This is a genomic window from Myxococcus vastator (assembly GCF_010894475.1).
Lineage (GTDB): Bacteria > Myxococcota > Myxococcia > Myxococcales > Myxococcaceae > Myxococcus > Myxococcus vastator.
Genome location: NZ_JAAIYB010000024.1, coordinates 1 through 22437, shown reverse-complemented (window position 1 = coordinate 22437; position 22437 = coordinate 1). Strand labels below are relative to the sequence as shown.

Here is a 22437-nt window from a genome sequence, read left to right as displayed (position 1 = left end):
TCGACAAGCTCAGGAGCGGGCGCGGCGGCGAGGCCGCGCCAGTGAAGGGAGGAAGGCGTTGCGCATGAAGTGGGTGAGCGCATCCAACATGCGCCGGTGCGCCGGGTCGTCCGGCCGGGCGCTGCCTCCCACCGCGGCACCCTGCACCGCGTCCAGCGCCAGCTCCACGATGGAGTCGAAGTCCGGGTGCGCGGAGGCCTCGGGGAACAGCTCGCGCGCCACGCGGTGCAGGTTCTCCCGGTGCGGCCCGTCCACCGCCACCAGCGCCACGCGCAGCTCCGCGTCCGTGCGCGCCGCGACGTACAGCTCGATGGCGGCCTGCAGCTCCGGGCGCTGGAACGCGGCCCACAACATGTCCACCGCCGCCGCGATGCGGTCCCTGCCTGACGGCCGCGCACCCACCCCCGCCAGGTAGTCCTGGATGAGCCGCGGGAAGAGGTGCTCCACCGCCGCGGCGAGCAGCTCCTCCTTCGTGTCGAAGTGGGTGAAGAGCGCGCCCTGTGACAGGCCCGCCCGCTTGGACACCTCCACCGTCGTCAGGCGGGCGTAGCCCTGCTCCACCAGCGTCTCGATGGTGGCGTCCAGCAGCTTGCGCCGCGTCGTCTCACGGCGCTCCTGCTGCGTGCGGCGGACAGGCCGAGCCGGCGCGTCCGATGGAGGCTTCTTCGCGGCCATTCACCCCGCAGGATAATGCTTAACTTAGTGAGTGACCAGTCACTTTCCGTGGCTGAGGGTGAGCGCTCCTCACAGTGGCGTGCGCCGCCACCTGTCCCCGTACATGGGCACGTCGAAAGGGAAGGGGTCGCTCGCGAGCCGCGTCAGGCCCGCTTCCCCAGCGGCCGGGCGGGCAGGGGCCTGGCTGCCATGCGCGCGGCGTTCGCTCGGGACTCGGGTATGAGTCTCTTCAGGAGGGTGGGCGTGCCGAGGCCCTCCACGTCGTCCAGCAGACAGGCGCGGTGAAAAATCCGCAGGGAAATACCCGCGCCCCTTGCCCTCGTTTCCGCCGCGCCCCGATATGAACCTTTCAGCCCTCCTCCTTGGTTCTCTCCTGGCTTCGGCCCCCGCGGTTCCTTCCTCTCTCCCCACGGATGTGGGTGAAGTGCCTGAAGTCGGCGTTCCGTTCGCCTGTGGTCGTATCCACACGGTGAGCCAGGGACATGACACGGGAAGCCACCAGCACAACGACACGCATGCATGGGATTTCCGCATGCCGGATGGCACGCCCATCGTCGCCGCGCGCGACGGCACGGTGCGTCTGTCTCGCGGTGACAGCACCAAGGGTGGCTGTGACGAGAAGTTCGCGCCCTACGCCAACTACGTCGTCATCTCCCACGGCGATGGACTGGAGACGCAGTACCTCCACTTCAGCGCGGTGGTGGTGAAGCCGGGTGACGTGGTGAAGGAAGGCCAGCTCATCGGCTTCTCCGGCTCCACGGGCTGGGCCTGCGGCGCGCACCTGCACTTCAAGGTGGCGCGTGAGAGCGGCAAGGGTTGGAACAACCCGTCCGTTCCGGCGCGCATCGCCGGCTACGGGGACCCGGTGCGCGACACCCGCGTGGCCGCGCCCATCTGCAAGGACAACGGCACGCAGTCGCTCATGGCCAGCAACGGCGGCGCGCACACCCCGGGGCAGCCGGTGGTGTCCATGTCACCGGAGCGCCAGCAGGCCCTTCGCGGCCTCCCGCCCGGGGCGCAGCGCATCCTCGACGGCCTCTCCCAGCCTCCCGCCCAGGGCGGCCAGGGCCTCGACGAAGCGCGCCCGGCCCGTGGTCCCCGCACGGCGAGCGGCCCCAGCGAGACTCGCTGAGGCCAGCAGCGCGCCCGCTCCGGCGAGCAGCATGAAGAGGGCCCCCGCGTTGACGAAGTAGTCCAACGGCAGCAGGGGGCCTTCCACGTAGGCCCGCACCACGCGGTAGCCCACATGCCCCAGCAGGGCCAGCAGCGGCAGGTTGATGAGCGGCAGCACCAGCCAGCGCGCGGTGCGCCACCAGCCAGCCACCGCCTCCGCCACGCCGGTGGTGGCGGTGTAGCGCCAGGCGCCCGCCCGGGCCACCCTCACTTCTTCCAGCAGCGTGTCCACGTCGGGGACGCCCAGCAGCGCGGGCTCCAGTCCGCTCGCGCGCGCCACGCTGCGCGCCTCCGCCAGCGCGGTGCGCGCCGCGGCCTGGGCGCTGAAGTCGTCCTCGAAGGGCTCCACCACCGCGGACTCCGCGGCCCGGGCGCGGGTGTGGCCGCGCACCACGTCCACCACGGTGGAGGCCGCCGCCACCGCCAGCCCCGCGGGCAGGCTGCTGCGCCCCACCAGCGCCGCGGCGCCCAGCCCGCTGGCGCCCCAGAGGGACAGCCGCAGGCCCCAGGCCGCGGGCCCCCAGAAGCGGCCTCCCGCCTGACGCCGCACCTCCGCCGCCAGGTGGCCGTGCGCCAGCCGCAGCCGCGCGTCGAAGTCCGCGCGCAGGCCCTCCGCCGCCTTCTCCAGCCCCGAGTCCAGCGCGGCGCGCGTGCGTGACAGCGTCGCGTCCGTCTCCTTCAGCGCGGCCTCCACGCGGGTGTGCACCTCTTCCAGCGCGCCCATCGCGTTCGTCTTGCGCACGCGCGCGGCCACCGCCTGCGTGGCCAGGCCGCGCAGGTGGAAGAGCAGGGCGCCGAACTCGCCGGACACGTCCCGGCCGTCCTTCGCCGACAGGGCGCTGATGGCGAAGACGGGCACGTCTTCCTGCGCCAGGCCGTACTGCTCGGAGGCCACGCGGCGCACCTGGGCCTTGAGCGTGTCGCGCGACTCCGGGGACAGCTCGTCCGCGAAGTTGAGGATGAAGACGAGCGCGCGGCGGCGGGCGAACTCCGTGAGGAACTCCACCTGCGAGGCCTCCGCCACGCTGCCGCGGTGCATGACGACGAGCGCCACATCCGCGCGCTCCAGCGCCGCGCGGGCCACTTCGCGGTGCGTGGTGGCCACGCTGTTGAGGTCCGGCGTGTCGATGAAGATTTGTCCGCCCCACAGGCCCTGGGGGCCGGGGGCATACGTGATGACGCGCGCGCCGGAGCCCGCCAGCGCGTCCGTGGGGGTGCCTTCTGGCGCGAACACGGTGGCGGCCGTGCTGGTGGGCCGGTTGACGCCTTCACGCGACAGGGCCTGCCCCGCCAGCGCGTTGAGCAGCGTGGACTTGCCCGCGCCGGTGGCCCCCACCAGCGCCACGCTCAGGGGGGCGTCCTTGCGCGCCACGCCGCGCGCATAGTCGTCCACCAGCCGCTCCAGGCGCGCGGCATGCGGCCGGAGCGCGGGCAGCTCCAGGGCCGTCTTCAGCAGGGAACGCAGGGCATCGGGTTCAGGCAGGCTCGTCTCGTCCACGTGGGGAGAGCCTGTCCCGGCTTCGCCCGGGTGACTACGAAGAAGATGCGCGGAGGGTGCGCCAGCGTGCAGTTTCCGGCGGCGGCCCCTCGCGAGGTGCCCTCCTGGGCGCGTCGGGCGCCAGGGTGGGACGGGGACCGGATGGCAGCGGGGAGGCCGGGAGGAGTAGAAGCAGTACCACCATGGACCTCTTCCTCATGTCGCCGCCGGGACGCACGTGGGCCCTGCGCGGCCGGAGCAACTTCCGCAGCCGCGAGGCGCCGCCCGTGGACGCGCTTCAGGCCCGGCGGGAGTGGCTGGCGCTGGCCCGGGACATCGAAGCGCGCGGCGGCACGGTGGTCGCGTTGCCGTCTCCCTCCGAGCTCCTGACGGGCATGCCGTACGCCGCCGAATGTGGACAGGTGGTGGCGCGTCCGGGCGCCGCGCCGCTGTTCTTGCTGCCGCGGATGATGAGCGCGCACCGGCAGACGGAGCGCGAGCACTGGGCGCCCCTGGCCCGGGCGCTGGGCATGGAGGTGGTGGACCCGGGCGTGGGCATCTGGGAGGCCCACGGCGACGTGGCCACCTTCGACGGGGTCACGCTGCTGTTCTGGGGCGGCCGCACGACGCTGGACGGCCTGGAGGCCGCGGCGCGCTACTTCCCCGGAGAGGTGCTGCGCCTCCAGGTCCGCGAGCCCGCCTTCCACGGCAACATGGCGGTGCTGCCGCTGCCCGCGGTGGACCGGCTGATGGTGTGCCCGGAGGTCATGGCGCCCCAGGCCCATGCGCTGCTGCGCGAGCGCTTCGGCGAGCACCGGCTGCTCCTCGTGACGGAGGCGGAGATTCGCCGCTACGCGACCAACGGGTTGCCGGTGGGGCGTGACGTGCTGGCGCCTTCCGTGGTGCCGGACTCGGTGAGGGAGCGGCTGGAGGCGCTGGGGCTGCGCGTGGTGTCGCACCCCATGCGCGAGCTGTGTGAGAAGGGCGGTGGCTCGTCGCGCTGCCTCGTGTCACGCGCGGAGGTGGACGCGGCGACGCTGCACATCCCAGACGCGTTCCGGCTGTCGGCCGTCGCGAGCGACATCGATGCCGATGGGTGACGCGGACACGCTGCCACGGCAGGCGGAGGACTTCCTCGCCGCGCATCCCGGAGCGTCGCTGGTGGCGCTGGGCTCGGGCGAGCACGCGGGCGCGTTGGACCTGGCGCCGCTGGGCGTGCCGGTGACGTTCCTGCCCGCCGAGCGGAACGCGGACCTGGCGCGGCAGTACCTGACGCTGAACCAGCTCGCCTTCAATGGCATCGGCGTGCCGCGTTGGGTGCTGTCGGACCTGTATCTGCTACCGGGCGCCATCGGGCTGCTGCGCTGTCCGGCCCGGATGCTGGCGGCTCCCGTGCGCGAGCGGCTGGGCCTGGCCGACGAGGACCCGGCCATTGGCGCGGCCTACTACGCGGCGCCTTCGGTGACGCCGGGGCTGTTCATCGGCGTGTCGCTGCTGAGCATGTTGCCGGGGACGGGGGCGTCGCCGTGGGTGAAGCTGCTCACGTTGCGGATGCTGCGCGCGCGGCGGCTGCGAGGCGTGGCCCAGTGGGACAACCCCAGCGTCCGAGTCCATTCCAGGCTGGGCCCGCTGCGCCTCGTGGGGCGCGTGCCCGGCGGGCATGAGTACGGAGAGCGTTCCTTCGTCTACGAGTCGGCGCTGACGGACCAGGCGCGGCTGGGCGATGCGATGGCGCGGCGCCTCTCGCTGACGCCGTCGCTGCGGGTGCCCGCAAGCGACCTCCCGGCGCTGGGCGCGCTGCTCACCCGCGCGGAGGCGGGCGAGGTGTTGCACCTGGTGCCTCCGGGGCTGGAGGCGGGGCAGGTGCTGGTGCGCGAAGGCCCGCTTGGCTGAAGCGCGCGCGTGCCCGCTCAGGGCGCTGGCGCGGCGGGCGACTCCATGTCCGCTTCCAGCGCGAGCCGCAACGCGCGGGCGCCGTCACGGAGGATGGGCGCCCCGTGGGAGAAGCACAGCGTCTCCACGGGGAGGTGGTCCAGGATGCGCTGGACGCTGTGCCGGGTGCGCAGCGGTTCGTCCTGATACTCGCTGGGGACGAACTCCGGCGTCTCCCCCTCCTCGTGCGTGAGCAGGTCGGAGAGGAACGCGACGGCGCGCGGGTGCTGCTGCATCCACAGCGTGTACATGGCCTCGGTGGGCCCGGGCGTGTGGAACGAGATGAGCCCCGCGGGCAGCGTGTCTCCCGCGACATAGAAGAAGTCGGGCTGCTCCTCCAGCGTCTGGGCTCCCTCCGGCGCCCAGACAGGCACCTTGAAGGCCTTGCGCAGCCGCCACGCGGAGCGCTGGTGGTTCCCCGCCGTCAGGACAATGGCGGAGATGTTCCCCAGCTCGCGCAGCGCCGCCTCGTCGATGGGCAGCGGGTCGATGAGGACGACGGCCCCGTCGACGTCCACCACGGCATACGCGTCACTGCGCGCGCCGCCGATGCGGTCATCGGAGAGGGTCCAGTGGTGGACGCCGGGCACCAACTCGCTTGTCCGCTTCGCCTTCCCCTTGGGCTCGCTCATGCGGACAAAGCTAGGCACCCGCGGGCGGTGTCACCGGGGCGGGGAGGGAGGCCACGGCCTGGATGCTCCGCCGCTTCCACGGCGGGCGCCCGAGGACCCGGGGACGTCGTCCGCGAGACGGCACAACGTTCCCGCATGATGGCGCGACTCTCTCGCGGTGTGCTGGCCCGGCCCCTGGTGCTCTTCGACGGCGACTGCGCGTTCTGCCGGCGCTGGGCCGCGCGCTGGCGGTGGCGCACCGGGGACCGCGTCCGCTACCGGCCGGGCAGCGGGTGGCGCCGCTGGCTGCTGGGCATCCCGAAGGCGGACATGCGCAGGGCCATGCAACTGGTGGAGCCCTCTGGCCGGGTGTCCCAGGGCGCGGAGGCCCTCTTCCGCGCGCTCGCCGCGTCACCTCGCCGGGGGACTCGGGTGGCCGCGAGGCTGGGCCTGATGCCGGGGGTGTTGCAGTTGGCCCAGGGCGTCTACGCGGTGGTGGCCCGGCATCGTCGTCAGGCGGCGGGCGTGGACCGCTGGCTCTTCGGGCGCGCGGTGGTGCCGCACGAATACCGATGGGTGCGCTGGGTCTTCCTGCGGCTGCTGGGAGGAACGTTCCTCATCGCCTTCACGTCGCTGGGGCGGCAGGTGCGGGGACTGTATGGGACGCAAGGCCTCCGCCCCGTGGCGGAGCGTCTATCCGCGGAGCGCCGCGAAGAGCCCTCGGCGCTCGCGCGGTGGCGGCGCATCCCGTCGCTGTTCTGGTGGGACGCGTCGGACGCCGCGCTGGTGCGTGGGTGCTGGGCGGGGCAGGTGCTGTCCCTGGCGCTGCTCTTCAACGTGGCGCCCCGGCTCAGCGCGTCGTCGCTGTGGGCGCTGTACCTCTCCTACGTGGCCGTGGGGCGTGAGTTCCTCTCCTTCCAGTGGGACGTGCTGCTGCTGGAGATGGGGCTGCTGGCGGCGCTCACCGCGCCCGGGGGCTCGCGGCCGGGCCTGGGCCGTGACGAGCCCTCCGCGCTGGAGGTGTTCCTCTTCCGGCTGCTCGTGTTCCGGCTCTACTTCGGCTCGGGGCTGAGCAAGCTCAAGTCGGGAGACCGGACCTGGCGCGAGCTGACGGCGTGCGAGCACTATTACGAGACGGCGCCGCTGCCCACGCGGGGTGGTTGGTACGCGCATCATCTGCCTCGCCGGCTCCAGCGGGCCTCGACCGGGGCGGTGCTCTGGCTGGAGACGGTGGTGCCCTTCCTGGCCTTCGGGCCCCGGCGCTTGCGGCAGTTCGCCTTCTGGAGCCTGAGCGGCTTGCAGGCCGCCATCGCCGCCACGGGGAACTACGGCTTCTTCAACGTCCAGGCCTGGGTGCTGGGTGTGTGGCTCCTGGACGACGCGGCGCTGCGACGGGTGCTGCCGTTGAAGGACGGGCCCCCCGCCCAGCCGCGGCCCTGGTGGCGCACCGGCGTGTCCGCGCTGGGGGTGTCGCCGCTGCTGGCCCTGGGCGCGTCGGAGGTGCTTCGCCGGTTCGAGGGGTGGCAGCGGCACCGGCCCGAGCGTGTCGGCGCGGTGATGACGTGGCTGGAGTCCCAGGCGCGGCCTCTGCGCTCGGTGAATCCCTACGGCCTGTTCAGCATGATGACGGTGCAGCGGCCGGAAATCCTCGTGGAGGGCTCCGACGACGGCGAGCAGTGGAAGGAATATTCCTTCCGCTACAAGGCGGGGGACCCGGCCCGGCCTCCCCGGCAGGTGGCGCCCCACCAGCCGCGGTTGGACTGGCAGATGTGGTTCGCCGCGCTCGGCTCGCCCCCTGGCTGGTTCGTCGCGTTCCTGGCCCGGCTGCTGGAGGGCGCGCCGGAGGTCCTGGGCCTGCTGGCGGGCAACCCCTTCCCGGACCGGCCGCCTCGGATGGTGCGAGCGGTGCTGTACGACTACCGGATGACGGACGTGGCCGAGCAGCGGCGCACGGGCCGTTGGTGGCGGCGCGAGCGGCTGGGCCTCTACGTGCCGCCCCTGTCGCTGGCGCCAGGGCCTCGGCCGCGTGGACGCCTCCCCGCGCTGCAATGGCAGGCCGGGGCGTGAGGCGGGTGGGAGCAGGCGTGCGGCCCTGAAGGTCCAGGGCCCCTTTTCATACGCCGACGACGGGGTGGGGCTACAATGGGGGCTTCCCACCCATCTCCGCCGTCGTGACGCCGTGAAGACGCCGCGTATTCCTTTTTGCATCCCTCTTGTCGCCGTCATCGGGCTGCTGAGCGCCTGCGGGCCCACGCCCACCACCATGAAGCTGGAGCCGCTGGAGACGAAGTACCTCCGCACGCCTGGGCAGACCGTGAAGCTGGCGTACGAGGTCTTCGACGCGGAAGGCCAGCCCATGTCCAACCCGAAGCTGCGGTGGACCAGCTCCGCGCCGGACGTGGCGCAAGTCCAGGAGGGCTTGCTGACGGTGCGCAAGTCCGGGCGGACGACCATCGGCGCGACGGGAGGCAAGGTCCGCGCGGCGTTGCCGCTGGAGCTGACCATCCTCAACTCGCTGGACGTGCGGGCTCCGGGCTCGGACTTCCTGGAGGTGGGGCGTGTCATCAAGCTGCGCGTGGTGGCGAGGAACGAGCTGGGCTCCTCGTTGCAGGACGCCACGCCCAGTTTCCGCGTCTCGGATGAGACGGTGGCGCGAGTGGAGGACGGGCAGTTGGTGGCCGTGCGCCCGGGCAAGACGGTGTTGAGCGCGACCTTGGGGCACCTCAGCCGGCACATCGCGGTGCAGGTGGTGCCGGCGGACTTCGCGCGGCTGGGCCTCAACCTCACGCACCACGCCTTCCAGCGCCGGGGGCAGTCCGTGCAGCTTCAGGCGCGGGCCTTCAATCGCAGCGGCGTCGTGCTGGACACGGTGCCGCTGGAGTTCTTCACGTCGGACGCCTCCGTGGTGTCGGTGTCACCCGAAGGCCGCGTGACGGCGGTGGGCACCGGGCGCGCGGTGGTGTCCGTGGTCGCCGGCCGGCGGCGGTCGGCGGCGGAGTTCGTCGTCCCGTAGCGGTGCTCTCGGGCGGCCGCGGAGGCGGCGCCGAGGGGCGGGCCGCGAAGTCGCTCATGTCGCTTCGCGGTAGCCCCCGCGCGCTACGGCTTCGGCGCCGCCGCGGGCGCCTTCGGCTTTGATTTGGCCTTGGCCGGGGCCTTCCGGGTGGGGCGCTTGCGCTTCTTGGCTCCCGGGTCCTCCGGGCAGGGGGGGCGCGGGCCGTCGCTCGGCGGCTGGATGGTGAAGTCGACGCGGCGGTTGAGCGCCATGCCTTCGTCCGTCGCGTTGTCCGCGACTGGCCGCGAGCGGCCGAAGCCCTGCGAGCACAGTCGCTCCGCCGCCACGCCGCTCTCCACCAGGAAGCGCATGACGCTGGCGGCGCGGCGGCGCGACAGGTCCAGGTTGTACGCATCGCTGGCGCGCGAGTCGGTGTGCCCCTCGACGTGCATCCGGTCAATCTCCGGGCTCTCGTTCATCACCCGCGCGACCTCCTCCAGGATGGGGAAGGACTCGGAGAGGATGATGTCCTGGTCGGTGGCGAAGTTGAGCTGCTCCAGGATGACAATCCGGTTGCCGTCGCGGCGGGCCAGCGGGCACCCGTCCTTGCCGCGGCTGCCAGCGGGCTGGTCCGGGCACCGGTCGAGCCGGTCGACCACGCCGTCCCCGTCCTTGTCCGTGTCCGGGCAGCCCATGTTGGCCACGGGGCCAGCCACGTCGGGGCACCCATCCGACTCGCCAATCACGCCGTCCCCATCCGGGTCGACGGGCGGCGGCGGCGGCTCGGGGGGCGCGGGCGGCTCCTTGAAGCGCTCCAGCGCCTCCCACTCGCGCGTCTTCGCCGGAATCCACAGGATGGACGTGAAGAAGCTCAGCGAGGGCGAGGCGATGGAGCAGCCGCAGCCCATGCCGCCGCCGAACGTGAAGGTGAGGCCGGTGGAGCTGTACCAGCGCAGGCCGAAGAGCGCCTCCGCGGGGACCTGGCGGGGCTCGTCGGGCTGCTTCTGCAGACCCACCGCGCCGTGCACCATGCCCACGGCGGTGACGCCGCTGCCTCGGAGGATGGGGACCTCCGCGCCGACGCCGAAGGGCATCATGTCTCCCACGGAGACGCCGCTGAAGACGCGGTCGGGGCGCTGCCAGAAGCCGCCGTTGAGCGCGAGGAGGATGCCGTTCTCGAAGCGGTAGTCCAGCACCAGCCCGGGGGCCCACGTCAGCTCGCCGTCTCCGGCGAAGGCGTCCTGGGCGCCGGTGGGGAAGCTCACGTTGAGCGTCACCGCGCCGCCCCAGCCCTTGCCCTCGGCGGGCCGGCGCAGGCCGGGGATGGCCACCTTGCCCGAAAGCCGGAGGTCGCCGAAGACGAAGCTCTCCACGCTCCCCTCGGTGCCGATGACCTCCAGGTTGTCGCCGCCCTGGGCCAGGATGAGCGGCATGTCCACGCCGATTTCGGCCCAGTCGAAGAGGCCGACGGTGGCCATGACGTCCAACTGGAGGCGGTTGCCGACCAGGTTGATTTTGCTCAGGTCGCCGCCTTCGGGAATCAGCGACAGGGGGTTGAGCGAATAGCTGAGGTAGGGCCCGGCGGAGACGGACAGGTGTGACAGCGGACGCGACTGCTGCACCACCACCAGGTCCTGGGGCGCGCCGGACGGACGGAAGAGCTGCACGTTGAAGCGCGCGTCCGGCTGAGCGGTGGCGGCGGTGGACAACCCCAGCGCCACGAGGAGGAACAGGTGGGAAGGCTTCATCGCGCGGTGCGCCGGGGGCGGAGGAACATGAGGCCCGCGGCGAGCAGCAGCAGGAAGGTGGTGCTGCCGGCGGGTGTGGCGTCGGCGGTGGTGCCGCAGCAGAAGGCGCCGCCTTGAGGCTCGGTGCCCGGCTTGCGGCGGCCACGCTCGCACTCCATCGTCTTCGCGGAGCAGTGCTCCACGCCCAGGCAGTCTCCGCTGTCGGAGCAGGCGGTGGAGCAGGTGTTCGTCGCGACGTCGCAGGTGCCGCCGCAGGGGCAGTGGGCATCCGCGAAGCACTCCACGCAGGCGGTGCCGTCGCAGACCGTTCCCGGCTCGCACGTCACCGCGCACGCGCCCGAGTTCTCACACGTGCGCGTGGTGGGGTTGCACACGCCGCTGCCGCAGTCCCCGTCATCCGTGCAGCCCACGCAGGTGCTGCCCTGCGCGGTGCCATTGGAGAGGCAGAAGGGGGTGTCGTCGCCGCAGGCGCCGCAGCGGGGGCCGCAGTGCCGGTCCGTGGTGCAGGAGGCGCATTCGCCGCTGAGGCAGAACTGGCCGTCGCCGCACTCCAGGTCATTGCGGCACTGGACGCAGACCTCGCCGTCGAGGCAGTGGGGGCGCTCGCCGGGGCACTTCACGCAGCCAGGGCCGCAACTGTCGGCGGTGTTGCAGGAAGGCACGCTGTCCACGCAGCGGCCGTTGGCGGTGTCGCACTGCTGGCCGTTGGCGCACTGGCTGCTGGTGGTGCACTCCACGCAGGTCGGCGTGGCGCCGGGCGTCAGCGCCGTGCACTGGGTGCCGTTGGGGCAGCAGTTGCAGGAGTTGCCGGCGCATGAATCATCGGTAGCGCAGGGCGAGCACACGTTGTTGGTGCAGGACTCGCCTTGAGGGCAGTGGGCGTCTTGCGTGCACTCACGGCACTCGTGGAGGTCGGTGGCGCAGAACTCGCCGCTCGGGCACTGGCTGTCGTCGTTGCACTCGACGCAGGTGAACGTCTCGGCGTCACAGGCGCCGGTGGCGCAGTCGCTGTCTTCGTTGCAGCCGGTGCACTGGTTCGTTTCGAGGTCGCAGCGGCCGTTGGGGCACTGTCCGTCCTCGGTGCACTGGACGCACTGGGTGCTCCCGTTGATGTTGGCGCAGTGGGGCGTGGACTCGCCGCAAGGGGAGCAGGACTCGCCGCAGAAGAACGAGGAGTTGCAGGGCGCGCAGAGTGCCGCCGCGTTGCAACGGAAGGAGGGGCCGCAGCCGCCGTTGCCAGGGGCGTTCGCGTTGCCGCGGTTGCACTGCTCGCAGCGGTCGGGCTGGTCAGGGACGGAGAGGAGGCCGTTCTCCGTCTGGAAGAACTGCGCGGGGCGGAGGAGCTCGAAGCCGGAGGTGAAGAGGTTGACGACGGGCGGCTGGTTCGCAGGGCGCTCGAACCCTGTGAATGAGCCGGTGCGCATGGACATTTCCAGCGCTGCATGCTCGTTGATTTGCGAGTAGAGCATCTCTACCGCATAGAGCCCGGGCTCAGTGAAGGTAACACTGTTGCTCGTTCGCCAAGTGGCTGCTCCCAGCTCAGGGGGGCGATTGATGACCGTGTACGATTGGTTCCGGTCATATACGACGAGGCTGATGGCGTCGTCCGTGTAGTAGCCAAAGTGAACGGGCTGGTTCGTCAACTCGGTCGGAACGTTCAGGTATCCTCTGAATCGAGCGACGAAGGGAGTGGATGCGTCATTGTCGGAGATGACGCTGAAGCTACAACCACCTGCCGAGCAGTTCGTGCCAGCCGCCTGAACGGTGAAATCGCCGTAGCTCAGTGTGCGACCGTCGTTGAGGTTGTTCGACAGGTCGAACAACGTCCGCATCACGGTGGTGACGCGGCTCTGCCTGCTCGTTGGTTCTTCGAGGTACCCATTGATGCCATCAAGATAGGTACCTCTCGTCTGTGGGAACTCGTTCCTGTTTCGCGTCCACACATTGGACGCCACGCACAGGCCCTGCCCATCGCCGGTGAGGGGGGAGGCGATGGGGGGACCTTGGATGACGACATCGGGCAGCTTCTGGCCCCAGGCGGTCGAGGCCGCGAGGCACACCGCCAGGACAGTGAGCGCGGTACGCGCGATGCGGGACACGGGCGATTTCAAAGCCCCGTAAGAATGCGGGATATCGACCACAACCGCAATTCCCGCAACGTGCGGCTTCCCGCTACGACGTCCCAGGTCTTCCAGGTGTCGCTCAACGGGGGAGATTCAGCGATCACTCTGGTACTTTGGATAACTAGAAAAACCAGTCTGGCGAGGCGCTCTATCTCGTCACCTGGGAAGGAGCGTGAGCGCGGAGCCCTCCAGTATCGTGATGAACTCCGCTGCGATGCGCTCCAGGGAGAATCGCTCACGGACGAACCGAGTTCCCGCGGCGCCCATCTCCTCTCGGCGCGCTGGAAGAAGGTCGCAAACGGCAGTGATGGCGTCACGCCAAGCCGCCACGTTGCCGGGGGCCAGCAGCCACCCGCTCTCATCTTCACTCAATGTCTCTGGAAGGCCTCCAATGCGGCTCGCCAGGACCGGGACGCCACAGGCCTGGGCTTCGCTGGAGACCCGCCCGAACGGCTCCAGCCACTCCGAAGGGACCGCGAAGGCATCCATCGCTGCGTAGAGCGGCCTCATGTCGCGCGTCCATCCTTGGAGGATGTGCCGTGCTTGGAACTCCGGGGAGATGGCTTCCCTCAACCGTGCATGTGCCGTTTCCTCGCCGACCCATAGGGCTCGGAGCGCCGGTCGTTGAGCCATCGCCTCGTTGAAGGCCTTCGCCAAACTGAAGGCACCTTTTTCCTTTTTAAGGGCGCCTGCGAAGCCAACAAGCACTTCCGTCGCTCCGATGCCCAGCGCCTGGCGTGTCGTCGCCCGTAGTTCGGCATCCGGACGGAAATGCTCCACGTCCAGAGGGTTGTAGAGCAGCTGAATCCTCTCCGGAGCCACGCCCTGCCGTACAAGATCCGACCGCATGGATTCGGAGACCGCGATGAAGCGGTCGGCCCAGCGAGGGAGCAGCACTCGAGAGGCGGGTTTGAGGCGGCTGTTGAGGTGGCGGAACAGCGCGACGCGAGTCCCAGTCAACCGGCCAAGCGCGAGTAACGGCCAGTACTCGTGCCCGAAGCTGCCCACCAGCCAATCGGGCCGGACGCGCCGGGCTGCACGCAACACGCCTCCTACGCCGCGGACGTCCGCCGCGTTACGGAAAAGTCCAGGCTCTACGAGGAGTCCGCTCGCCAGCAGCTCCCGGCTGATGAAGCTGTTCGGTCGGGCAACCGTGGCGACCTGATGGCCTGCCTGAGCCAGCGCACGGACCATGGAAACCAGATGGGTTTCCGTGCCCCGTGCGCCCGCGCTGGTGCCGACAAAAACGAAGTTCATGGTCGCTAGAACATCACGGGTTCCCCTGGCCTGCGAGGGGAACCCGCGATGTTCATGCGCAGCCCAGGGAGAGTCGCCTCTGCGACCTCACTCCTTGAGATGGAGGCGAGTCACTTGCATCCAGTGGTCCGAGAGCTGCCCCGGCAGTCCCAGTGGCTGGTCGTATGCTGTGTACGCGTCGACGAACCCGAGCCCTGGGAGCGAGTCCTGGACCCAGATTTGATCCAGATAGAAGCGCAGGTGCATGTCAGGGGTCATGTCACAGCTGATGCCGAGACAGGAGTGCACGTAGGGCGCAGCTCCGGGCTGGGTGTAGTAGAGGGGCTCGAATTCGAAGCGGATGTTCGTGAACGGGGGGGTGTCCTGAAAGACCATGGCATTCAAGTCACCCAGGATGATGGCTGGCATACCGGGGTACCGCATGTGCGCCATGACTTCATCGACCTCCTGCCTCCGAAAGGGCACCTCGGGAATTCCGCGACTCACTGCGACGCTGGTCGCGATAAGATGAAGATTGGCCACTTTGACGGAAAACCCACCCAGTCCCAAGATGACGTAATGCCATCTGTGATTGTAGCCCTCAAGCGGTTCTGAGAACTGGACGGGGACATTCTGGATGATGGGGAACCTGCTGAGGACGGCAAGATCGTTGTTTCCAGAAAGCCGGATGTTCCTCGACAGCTCCTTGATGAATCCACGCGACACGAGTTGGTTGACGGTGTCTTGATGCGCCTCCTGGAGGAACGCGACGTCAATGTCGTTGGTGTCGTGCATGAAGACCCCAAGCCGGTCGATGCTGTTCTGCCCCGACGTGTCTTTTCCATTGAGGATGTTGAAGGTCGCAACCTTGAAGGACTGAACAAAGACATAGCGACGCAGCGGAGTCCTCAAGGTGTTGTTGGCTCCGTCGGTCGTCTCGGCCGTCAGCGACAGGTCCAGCCTGTACGGGAGATGGTCCGCAGGGCATCGATCCTCTTCAAGATACGACTTGAATGAGACGGTGAGCGCAACGCTCCGAGATGGAGAGGTCGTTGCTGCGCTATTTTCGCTCAGAACGGGGATGCTCGTGGTCGTAATGCTCTCACGGACTTGCATGTCGGTTCGCCGCTTCATGCAGAGAACGTTGAGCGTTCCGTAAAGCTTGGTGGACTTGACGCCCCGGATCGGGTCTGACGCGACCGCGTTGAACGTAAGATACTTCTGGGCTTGTGTGAAAAGATAGGTAGGCCTGTTGTCGGTCGTCCCGGCCCACGGCACACCCTCTACATGTTGCTCCTGCCCCGCTCCGATGCCTGTGGTCGTGTAGTGAAGCGCAATGGCGGGCGGGTCATTGCAGGTGCTTGAGCCTATGCAGTCGCCCCAGGCTCTGTTTTGACAGGTTTTGATGCCGGGGCAGCCATGCTCGTTCGTGCATGCTATTGATGCGTCTTCGGGACATGCCGCGATGGCATTGGGAGCTGTAAGTGCCATTAATGTAATGGCGATTGTTACGAGGGGTTTGGAATAGAGTTGTGGCGGCGTGGGAGGATTGTTTGGATGAGAGGCTGTCAATGTTTTTCCTGAGCGCCCTGCTCTCATGAGTTCGGTGAAGCAGCAGGTCTGACGAACATAGACGGCTGCTCTGACATTTGCCGCTGGCGAAGATTTGGGCGCTCAAACCCGCTTGCAGCTCACGTCCCCATCCTGGGAGCGGATGAACGCGGCGGTGAGCTCCGTGCCCAGCGCCGCGCACAGCACCTCGAAGGTCCGCCGCCGGGCGCCGCCCACCACGGACGGCTGGCTGGCCAGCGTCTCCGGATGTCGCACGAAGATGTTGTAGCCCACGATGCAGCCATCCGCGCGGAGCACGGTGATGCCATCGGTGGCCATCATCCCCCGCAGCAGTTGCGCGGCGGCGCGCACGGCGGTGCCCGCGCTGTCGGTGGGGTCCACGTGGTAGCGCTCCAGCAACGCCACCATGTCCAGCGGTCGGGGCAGGATGATGCCGTCCACGAACAGCGTGGAGCCCGCGCGCTCCCGGGGCAGCACCGCCACGAGCGCGCCGTGGGAGCCCTGCATCACCTCGAAGAGCACCCGGCGGAAGAACCCTCGCGCACGCTCGCGACTGTGCGTGGTGACGCCAGCCGTGACGACGTCCGCCAGCTCATCCATCACCTCCGGCGGTGAGGCCGACTCCACCCTCGCGCCGGACAGGTACACATGCCGGCACAGCCCACCGCCCGAGCGCAGCTCCAGGATGTTGTCGGCGAGCTGAAGCACCCCCACCACGCCCGCGCCCCTGTCCTCGACACGGCGCAGCCGCTCCAGCGGCGTCTCCGCGAGGGGAAAGGGGTCCGTCCGGAAGACGCCGTAGGCGAAGCCCTCCGGGACGCGCAGCAGGTACAGCGCCCACCACCGCCCCTGGCCCAGCGGCGCGCACTGCTTGAGCGCGCGCTGGATGGTGGCGCGCGAACGCGGCCCGATGCCGATGGCAATCGGGTCATGCCCGCCCAGGTGTTCGAGCATCTGTCCCAAATCGTCTCCCACGAAGGCCATGGGAAACAGCGGGGCGCCCTCCTCGCGATAGCGCGACAAGGTGACGATGAGCTCGCCAATGGCGTCCGCCGTCAGCTCGCAAGGCATGCGTGCTTCGTCCAGGAACGTGCTGACGGCGTCCGTCAGCAGGTGGCGGAAGGAGAGGACGAGAGGGGGCGAGCCCAGTCCGGCTGGGTCCGAGCCGTTCATGAGGCGCGCAGCATGGCGCATTGCCGCCGGGCACGCACCGACGGAGTGACAGCGGGCCTGGATGCTCGTTTCCTCACCGAGGTGTCACCGTGCGTCCGCCCGGACTGATGCAAGGTGTCACCGTCGCCGAGTCCACTCAGGGCGCACGGCCCCTCAGGACAAGCCCGCTCGGGCCTCGTCCAGCCGGGCCGCCGTCTGGTCCCAGTCGCTGGCCAGCCCGTCGAGCTGCTTCAGGATGTCGGAGAAGTACCGCGCCTCCAGGGCCTTCGACAGGGTGGCGCCGTGGGCCTCCGCCCACTTCTTCGTGACCCGGGCCCGCACCTGGGCGCCCAAGAGGTCCACGAAGCGCTCCATCAGCGGCGTGGACAGCAGCGTGCCCGCCCACACCACCGCGTCATGGCCCATGCCGCCCGTGGCCACCGTCACCGCCGCCGCCGCGCCTGACGGCACGGAGTACACCAGCGTCGTCAGTGTCTGGAGAAGCTCCTCCCGCATGCCGCCCTGAAGCTCCGCGGAGACCAGCTCCCGGCAGTACGCATACAGCGTGGCCCGGTCCGCCGCGTGCGCGTGCAGGGGCTCGAAGCCCAGCGGCTCCTCCAGCTTCGTCAGCGTCACCGGACCGAAGGCTTCCTCCAGCTTCGCTCGCGTCTGAGCGTCCGCGCGCCACGCGGCCACCTCCGGCGCGAAGGCATCCACCAGCCGCCGCACGCCGTCCTTCAGCGTCTCGTCCACCGCGTGGGTCGGCGTGTCCGCGCCCGGGGCCTCGGGCGCGGTGAAGGACTCGCGCACCTTGCGCGTGACGAAGGTGAGCGCCGTGGCCAGCCCCCGGAAGGGCAGGCGCACCCACTTGTGGAACTGGCTGCGCGCATCCAGCTCGTCGCGAAAGGCGTCGATGAGCACGTCCGCGGGCACGGCCTTCAGCGCCGCGTGCGCCCCCACCACGTCCAGCTCGTGGCGCAGCCGCTTGCGGAGCCGGTCGGGCTCTCGCGCCGCCTCCGAGGCCGCGCGCGACACCGCCTCCAGCTCCGCGCGCGCATCCGCGAGCGAGGCCTCCAGCGCCCGGGCCTTCAGCTCGCGCGCGTGCTCGGCCTGTCCCAGCAGCGCGCCCAGCGCGGGCTTCCCGTCCAGCGGCTCCGTGGCCAGGGGCTTCAGTCCCGCCTCCACGTCGGGCTGGTGCGGCGCCAGGTAGCGCGCCAGCGCCGGGTGGCCCACGTCCTCGGCGAGCTTGTCCAGGTGCCCGCGGGCCACCTCCTCGCGCGTGGCCTCGTTGTAGACGAGCAGGTACGGCCGCCCGTGCCCCACGGCCGCGCGCAGGAAGTCCACCAGCGCGGCGTTCTGGTACGTCTGCCGGCTCACGACGAAGGCCAGCACGTCCACGGTGACGAGCAGCGCCTCCGCGCGCTCGCGGTTGTCGCGGTACACGCTGTCGAAGTCCGGCGTGTCCATGACGAGCAGCCCGCGCGGCACCGCGTCCGACAGCGTCAGGTACAGCCGGCCCGGAGGCCCCGCCTGGTCCACGGGCGCCGCGTCGCCGACGGCCACGGGGACGATGTCATAGCGCCGCGTCAGGAAGTCCTTCAGCGGCCCGGTCCACGTCTCCGGGTGGGCCGCCGCCAGGCACTGCTTGGTGAGTCCGCCCTCCGGCCTCGCGGGGGACAGCGCCGCGCCCACCAGCGAGTTGAAGAGCGTGGACTTGCCCACGTTGTTGGGGCCGGCGATGGCCACCAGCAGCAGGGGCGCGTCGGCGGAGCCCAGGCGGGGGAGCAGGTCGCGGCGCAGGCGCTCGGCCAGACGGCGCGCGAGCTCGGCGTCCGAGGCGTCCGGGAAGCGCTCGGGAGCGGGCAGGGCGTCCAGGGCGGACGCGAGGAAGGTGCGCAGGGCGTACGGGTCTCTCATCACCAGAAGTCCACGCACCACAGCACGCGGAGCGCCCCGTGCCCAGGCACTTGTCCCCCCAGGTGTCGGCCGGGGACAGAGCGGGAGGAGCGCGGTAGGGTGGCGCCATGCGCCTCCTCGCCGCCTGCCTGCTCCTGTCGGGGCTCGTCGCCTGCACCGCCGCGAACACGAATGCCCCCGGGTCCGACGCGGCTCACGCCAAGGGGCCGTTGCCCTTCATCGAGGATGACTACGCCCGCGCGCTCGCCGAGGCCCAGGCGAAGGGGCTCCCCCTCTTCGTCGACGTCTGGGCGCCCTGGTGTCACACGTGCCGGTCGATGAAGGCCTACGTCCTGTCCGACGCGGCGCTGGCCCGGCACGCGGACCGCTTCGTGTGGCTGGAGGTGAACACCGACCTGACGTCGAACGCGGCGTTCCAGGAGAAGTACCCGGTGGAGTTCTGGCCCACGCTGTACGTCATCGACCCGCGCCAGGAGAAGGCCCTGCTGCGCTTCGCCGGCAGCGCCACCGTGGCGCAGTTGGAGAAGCTCTTCGAGGACGGTGAGCGCGCGTACAAGGGCGGCGTCACCGGCGCGGAGGCCCTGCTGGCTCGCGGGGACGCGCTCTATGCGGAGGGCCGCTCGGCCGAAGCCGCGGAGACGCTGGCGGAGGCCCTGGCCGAGGCGCCCGCGGACTGGTCCCGCCGGGGCCGCGCGGTGGAGTCGCTGCTGACGGCGATGTACGGCGCGAAGCAGCACGAGGCGTGCGCGCGCAAGGCGCTGGAGGAGCTCCCGAAGACGCCCCGCTCGCTGTCCTGGGCCAACGGCGCCCTGCTGGGCATGTACTGCGTGCTGTCGCTGCCGGAGGACCCCGCGGCGGGGACGGAGCTGCGCGGCGGCCTGGAGGCCAAGGTGGCGGAGGCCCTGGCGCCTCCGGCCATCGAGATGTCCGCGGATGACCGCTCCGGCCTGTACGAGGTGCGCGTGCAGGCGCGCGAGGTGGCGAAGGACACGGCGGCCGTGAAGGCCCTGTCGGAGGAGTGGCTGACGTTCCTGGAGGCCGAGGCCGCGAAGGCGCCCAACCCCCAGGCGCGCACGGTGTTCGACTCGCACCGCATGCTCGCGGCCATGAAGCTGGAGACGCCCGCCCGGGCGATTCCCGCGCTCGAGCAGAGCGAGCAGGACCTGCCCCAGGACTACAACCCGCCCGCGCGCCTTGCGACGTTGTACCGGCTCGTGGGCCGGCTGGATGACGCGCTCGCCGCCAGCGACCGGGCCCTGGCGCGCGTTCAAGGCGCGCGGCGGCTGACGGTGCTGTCGGGCCGCGCGGACATCCTCGTGGCGCGCGAGGACACGGCGTCCGCCGTGAAGACGCTGGAGGAGGCCATCACCTTCGCGAAGTCGCTGCCCGCCTCGCAGGTGTCGCCGCGCATGGTGGCCGGGCTGGAGAAGAAGCTCAGCGGCCTTCAGGCCTCGGCGCGGTAGCCGCCGCGCGGGTGTCCAGGTCGAACAGCGCGTAGTCCGGGGCCTGGCACTCGCGCATGGCTCCGTCGGTGAACACCACCATCGCGGCGCCGGGGGCTGGCGGAGGCGGCGCGCCGTGGGCGTAGTCCACGCGCGCTCCATCCGTGACGAGGTGCCGCAGCACGCCGTCGCGGGCGCCGGTGGGTGGCAGCCCCAGCATCGCGCGGCTGCGCTTGTCGCGGGTATGGCCCACCACCTGCGTCAGGCCCATGGGCAGCCGCCTCGGGTCGAAGCGGCGCCGGGGCGTGCCGCGCACCTTCTCGGCGTCCTCGGGCAGCAGGCTGGGGCGCTGGTAGAAGATGCCCGTGCCCTCGCCCTGGGCCGCGTTGCCCGGGTGGTGCAGTCCCGGAATGACGAGCGGGCCTCGCGTCCACGACGCCACCGCCGCATCCAGGGCCGCGTTCAGCGCCGCCGCCACCGGGTTCGCGTCCTCGCGCTGGGCGGGCGGCAGGCGCGTCACGTCCAGGTCCTCCCGCGTGACGCCCGCGTGCAGCACCAGCAGGTCGGGCGCCGCGGCATGGGCCACGCGGAAGCGCTTCACCCGCAGCAGGTGCTCCACCCAGGTGCGCTGCACCTCGCGGAAGTTGCCGAAGTCGCGCGCCACCAGCTCCGCGGAAGGGACCTGCGGCCAGCGCGCGAGGAACGCCTGCTCCGCGGCTTCGTCCGTCTCCCCGCCCTGGTAGATGCGGTCCGCTTCGGCCTGGGCCTCGGCGAAGCGCGTATCCGAGAAGCCGGCCAGCTCGCCCACCCGCCCCAGGTCGTGGTTGCCCAGCAGCATCACCGCCTGGTTCTCCGGGTGGGCGGCCAGCCACGCCACCAGCGCCAACCCACTGGCGGCGACGGACGCGCGCTCGGGGGGCTTGCCCCAGTCGAAGTGGTCGCCCACCGAGATGAGCTGCACGTCGGAGCGAAGCCAGCCATCGCTGGCCAGCAGCCCGTGGTGCGCCAGGATGGCCAGGACCTGGTCCAGGTCGGCCTGCGGGTCCCCCATGACGAGCCGCCGCCGCCAGACCCGGTCCTCCGCCGGGACGGAGCGCGGTGCCGCCGCCGCGGACTCGGCGGCCCGCGCGAGCGCGGCCTGGAGGGGTGACGGCTTGCTCACGAGCTCTGGAAGAAGCGGGCGATGAGCGCCGAGCGACTCTCCACCTGTGCCTTGCTCAGCAGGTGCGTGACGTGGACTTCCACCGTGCGCTCGGCGCAGCCCAACCGGCCGGCGATGGACTTGTTCGTCTCGCCCTGGATGATGTGCGTCAGCACCTCGGACTCGCGCGCGGTGAGCGACCAGCGCGCCGACAGCGCCTGCACGCGCGCGGCGGCGCTGGACGCGGTGCCGGTGTCGATGGCCAGGTAGTGGGGTGGCAGGCCGCTGGTGAGCAGCGGCGTCATGGTCAGCGGGCCGGAGCAGGGGATGCCCTGGGCGCCGCGGCGCAGGGACTCCATCAGCTCCGGGTCAGGCCGCTCCAGCCGCGCGCGGCCGGCGTTGTTGGCGTGCACCACGCGGCCACTGGAGCTGACGACCCAGGCGGCGCGCCCCAGCGCTTCCATGGCGACCTGGAGCGCCGAGGACATCAGGCCCGACTCGCGCAGCCGCGTCTCCATGGTCAGCCGCCGCTGGAGCGCGGGCGTCAGGGCCTGGAGCAGGCGCTGCTCGCGCTCGGTGAAGGGCTCGGCGCGGGCCAGGCCCACCCAACCCAGGAGCACCGGCCCATCACAGACGAGCGTGCGCAGCCATTGCATGTTCTCCACGCCGAGCTGCCGGAACATCGCCGCGGAGCGGACGCTGATGCGCTCCCGGGTGCTCTCCAGCGACTCCTCGCTCATGCCCAGCCGGCGCCCCACCTCGCTGGCTGACAAGTCATGCAGCGGCAGTTGGCGGGCCGCCTCGGTCTCCGTCAGCGAGCGGAAGTGCAGCGCGCGGTTGCGTTGCGCGGGTTCGGGCCGGGCGGGATTGAACCAACCCCAAGGGTCTCCCCAGGCAGACACCTGGCTCTCGATGGCCGCATTCACTGTCGCGGTGGGGAGTGGGAAGCCCGCGCAATAGGAGTAGCTCGCGTGGTAGCGCTCGGGGCCCACGTCCACGCCATAGGCCACGGCGCGTTCGGCCCGCAAAGCCTCTCGCAGCGCACCTAGGAGCGTGTCGCGGTAATCGCGGTGGGGCTTGCCCGGAGGGAGGCCCGCGTGGTGAATGCCGGGGATGAGCAAGAAGTTCCGCCCCTGGAATGTGCAGCAGGCCTTCCTGCTGCCGCCGTCGCTGCTGGACTGGCTGCCGGAGCACCACCTCGCGCGATTCGTGCTGGAGGTGGTTGAGGAGCTGGACTTGGGGCCCA

The 22437-nt window shown here is 70.7% G+C and carries 16 protein-coding genes and 1 pseudogene; 6 read left to right on the top strand and 11 right to left on the bottom strand.

Annotation, left to right across the window (positions count from 1 at the left end; all coding sequences use genetic code 11):
* Positions 1–9: 9 nt before the first annotated feature.
* Entirely contained in the window at positions 10–675 is a 666-nt protein-coding gene (locus G4D87_RS04190) for a TetR/AcrR family transcriptional regulator (RefSeq protein ID WP_163779146.1), read from the bottom strand.
* A 340-nt stretch (positions 676–1015) separates the two neighbouring features.
* On the opposite strand from G4D87_RS04190, the pseudogene G4D87_RS39930 reads away from it, so the two are divergent.
* Positions 1016–1468: pseudogene (locus tag G4D87_RS39930) on the top strand (M23 family metallopeptidase); the annotation flags it as partial.
* 180 nt (positions 1469–1648) lie between these two features.
* Here the strand turns inward: G4D87_RS39930 and G4D87_RS04180 are convergent.
* Positions 1649–3346, bottom strand: coding sequence for a GTPase (locus G4D87_RS04180; RefSeq protein ID WP_163779143.1), 1698 nt, complete (start codon positions 3344–3346; stop codon positions 1649–1651).
* 182 nt (positions 3347–3528) lie between these two features.
* Here G4D87_RS04180 and G4D87_RS04175 point away from each other — a divergent pair, with 182 nt between their 5' ends.
* Both G4D87_RS04175 and G4D87_RS04170 read left to right on the top strand, forming a co-directional pair.
* Positions 3529–4425, top strand: coding sequence for a dimethylarginine dimethylaminohydrolase family protein (locus G4D87_RS04175; RefSeq protein ID WP_163779139.1), 897 nt, complete (start codon positions 3529–3531; stop codon positions 4423–4425).
* Entirely contained in the window at positions 4412–5218 is an 807-nt protein-coding gene (locus G4D87_RS04170; RefSeq protein WP_163779137.1) for a hypothetical protein, read from the top strand. The genes G4D87_RS04175 and G4D87_RS04170 overlap by 14 nt, the downstream gene beginning before the upstream one ends.
* 17 nt (positions 5219–5235) lie before the next feature.
* Here G4D87_RS04170 and G4D87_RS04165 read toward each other — a convergent pair whose 3' ends face one another.
* Positions 5236–5889: an MBL fold metallo-hydrolase gene (locus tag G4D87_RS04165; protein ID WP_205507418.1), complete on the bottom strand. Its 654-nt coding sequence runs from the start codon at positions 5887–5889 to the stop codon at positions 5236–5238.
* A gap of 135 nt (positions 5890–6024) precedes the next feature.
* Here G4D87_RS04165 and G4D87_RS04160 point away from each other — a divergent pair, with 135 nt between their 5' ends.
* Both G4D87_RS04160 and G4D87_RS04155 read left to right on the top strand, forming a co-directional pair.
* On the top strand, positions 6025–7935 hold the full coding sequence (locus tag G4D87_RS04160) for a lipase maturation factor family protein (protein ID WP_240357996.1): 1911 nt from the start codon (positions 6025–6027) through the stop codon (positions 7933–7935).
* Between the two features lie 112 nt (positions 7936–8047).
* Positions 8048–8881 (top strand): Ig-like domain-containing protein, encoded by an 834-nt coding sequence (locus tag G4D87_RS04155; protein ID WP_163779128.1) that lies wholly within the window; start codon positions 8048–8050, stop codon positions 8879–8881.
* An 83-nt stretch (positions 8882–8964) separates the two neighbouring features.
* Here the strand turns inward: G4D87_RS04155 and traB are convergent, their stop codons facing one another.
* The 6 genes from traB to G4D87_RS04125 all read right to left on the bottom strand — a co-directional run bounded on the left by traB (position 8965) and on the right by G4D87_RS04125 (position 18608).
* On the bottom strand, positions 8965–10608 hold the full coding sequence (gene traB / locus G4D87_RS04150) for an outer membrane exchange protein TraB (RefSeq protein WP_163779125.1): 1644 nt from the start codon (positions 10606–10608) through the stop codon (positions 8965–8967).
* Positions 10605–12707, bottom strand: coding sequence for an outer membrane exchange protein TraA (traA, locus tag G4D87_RS04145; RefSeq protein WP_240357995.1), 2103 nt, complete (start codon positions 12705–12707; stop codon positions 10605–10607). Before traA ends, traB begins: the two co-directional genes overlap by 4 nt.
* A gap of 180 nt (positions 12708–12887) precedes the next feature.
* Positions 12888–13988, bottom strand: a complete 1101-nt coding sequence (locus G4D87_RS04140; RefSeq protein WP_163779118.1) for a glycosyltransferase family 4 protein — start codon at positions 13986–13988, stop codon at positions 12888–12890.
* 87 nt (positions 13989–14075) lie between these two features.
* On the bottom strand, positions 14076–15458 hold the full coding sequence (locus tag G4D87_RS04135) for an endonuclease/exonuclease/phosphatase family protein (RefSeq protein WP_163779115.1): 1383 nt from the start codon (positions 15456–15458) through the stop codon (positions 14076–14078).
* A gap of 183 nt (positions 15459–15641) precedes the next feature.
* Positions 15642–16712 carry a hypothetical protein gene (locus G4D87_RS04130; protein ID WP_240357994.1) on the bottom strand — a complete coding sequence of 357 codons (1071 nt, stop codon included), beginning with the start codon at positions 16710–16712 and terminating at the stop codon, positions 15642–15644.
* Between the two features lie 153 nt (positions 16713–16865).
* Positions 16866–18608 (bottom strand): GTPase domain-containing protein, encoded by a 1743-nt coding sequence (locus tag G4D87_RS04125; protein WP_205507417.1) that lies wholly within the window; start codon positions 18606–18608, stop codon positions 16866–16868.
* Between the two features lie 107 nt (positions 18609–18715).
* Here G4D87_RS04125 and G4D87_RS04120 point away from each other — a divergent pair, with 107 nt between their 5' ends.
* Positions 18716–20071 carry a thioredoxin family protein gene (locus tag G4D87_RS04120; protein WP_163779106.1) on the top strand — a complete coding sequence of 452 codons (1356 nt, stop codon included), beginning with the start codon at positions 18716–18718 and terminating at the stop codon, positions 20069–20071.
* On the opposite strand, the gene G4D87_RS04115 is transcribed toward G4D87_RS04120, so the two are convergent.
* Both G4D87_RS04115 and G4D87_RS04110 read right to left on the bottom strand, forming a co-directional pair.
* Entirely contained in the window at positions 20043–21212 is a 1170-nt protein-coding gene (locus tag G4D87_RS04115; protein WP_163779103.1) for a metallophosphoesterase family protein, read from the bottom strand. The two genes, G4D87_RS04120 and G4D87_RS04115, sit on opposite strands and share 29 nt — an antisense overlap.
* Complete coding sequence (locus tag G4D87_RS04110; protein WP_240357993.1) at positions 21209–22201, bottom strand: helix-turn-helix transcriptional regulator; 993 nt, start codon at positions 22199–22201, stop codon at positions 21209–21211. The genes G4D87_RS04115 and G4D87_RS04110 overlap by 4 nt, the downstream gene beginning before the upstream one ends.
* Between the last annotated feature and the right edge of the window lie 236 nt (positions 22202–22437).

Bases quoted from the DNA above. Each gene is read 5' to 3' on its own strand.
- G4D87_RS04190 (WP_163779146.1), bottom strand. From the start codon at position 675: ATGGCCGCGAAGAAGCCTCCATCGGACGCGCCGGCTCGGCCTGTCCGC.
- G4D87_RS04175 (WP_163779139.1), top strand. From the start codon at position 3,529: ATGGACCTCTTCCTCATGTCGCCGCCGGGACGCACGTGGGCCCTGCGC.
- G4D87_RS04170 (WP_163779137.1), top strand. From the start codon at position 4,412: ATGCCGATGGGTGACGCGGACACGCTGCCACGGCAGGCGGAGGACTTC.
- G4D87_RS04165 (WP_205507418.1), bottom strand. From the start codon at position 5,889: ATGAGCGAGCCCAAGGGGAAGGCGAAGCGGACAAGCGAGTTGGTGCCC.
- G4D87_RS04160 (WP_240357996.1), top strand. From the start codon at position 6,025: ATGATGGCGCGACTCTCTCGCGGTGTGCTGGCCCGGCCCCTGGTGCTC.
- traB (WP_163779125.1), bottom strand. From the start codon at position 10,608: ATGAAGCCTTCCCACCTGTTCCTCCTCGTGGCGCTGGGGTTGTCCACC.
- G4D87_RS04140 (WP_163779118.1), bottom strand. From the start codon at position 13,988: ATGAACTTCGTTTTTGTCGGCACCAGCGCGGGCGCACGGGGCACGGAA.
- G4D87_RS04135 (WP_163779115.1), bottom strand. From the start codon at position 15,458: ATGGCACTTACAGCTCCCAATGCCATCGCGGCATGTCCCGAAGACGCA.
- G4D87_RS04130 (WP_240357994.1), bottom strand. From the start codon at position 16,712: ATGAACGGCTCGGACCCAGCCGGACTGGGCTCGCCCCCTCTCGTCCTC.
- G4D87_RS04125 (WP_205507417.1), bottom strand. From the start codon at position 18,608: ATGAGAGACCCGTACGCCCTGCGCACCTTCCTCGCGTCCGCCCTGGAC.
- G4D87_RS04120 (WP_163779106.1), top strand. From the start codon at position 18,716: ATGCGCCTCCTCGCCGCCTGCCTGCTCCTGTCGGGGCTCGTCGCCTGC.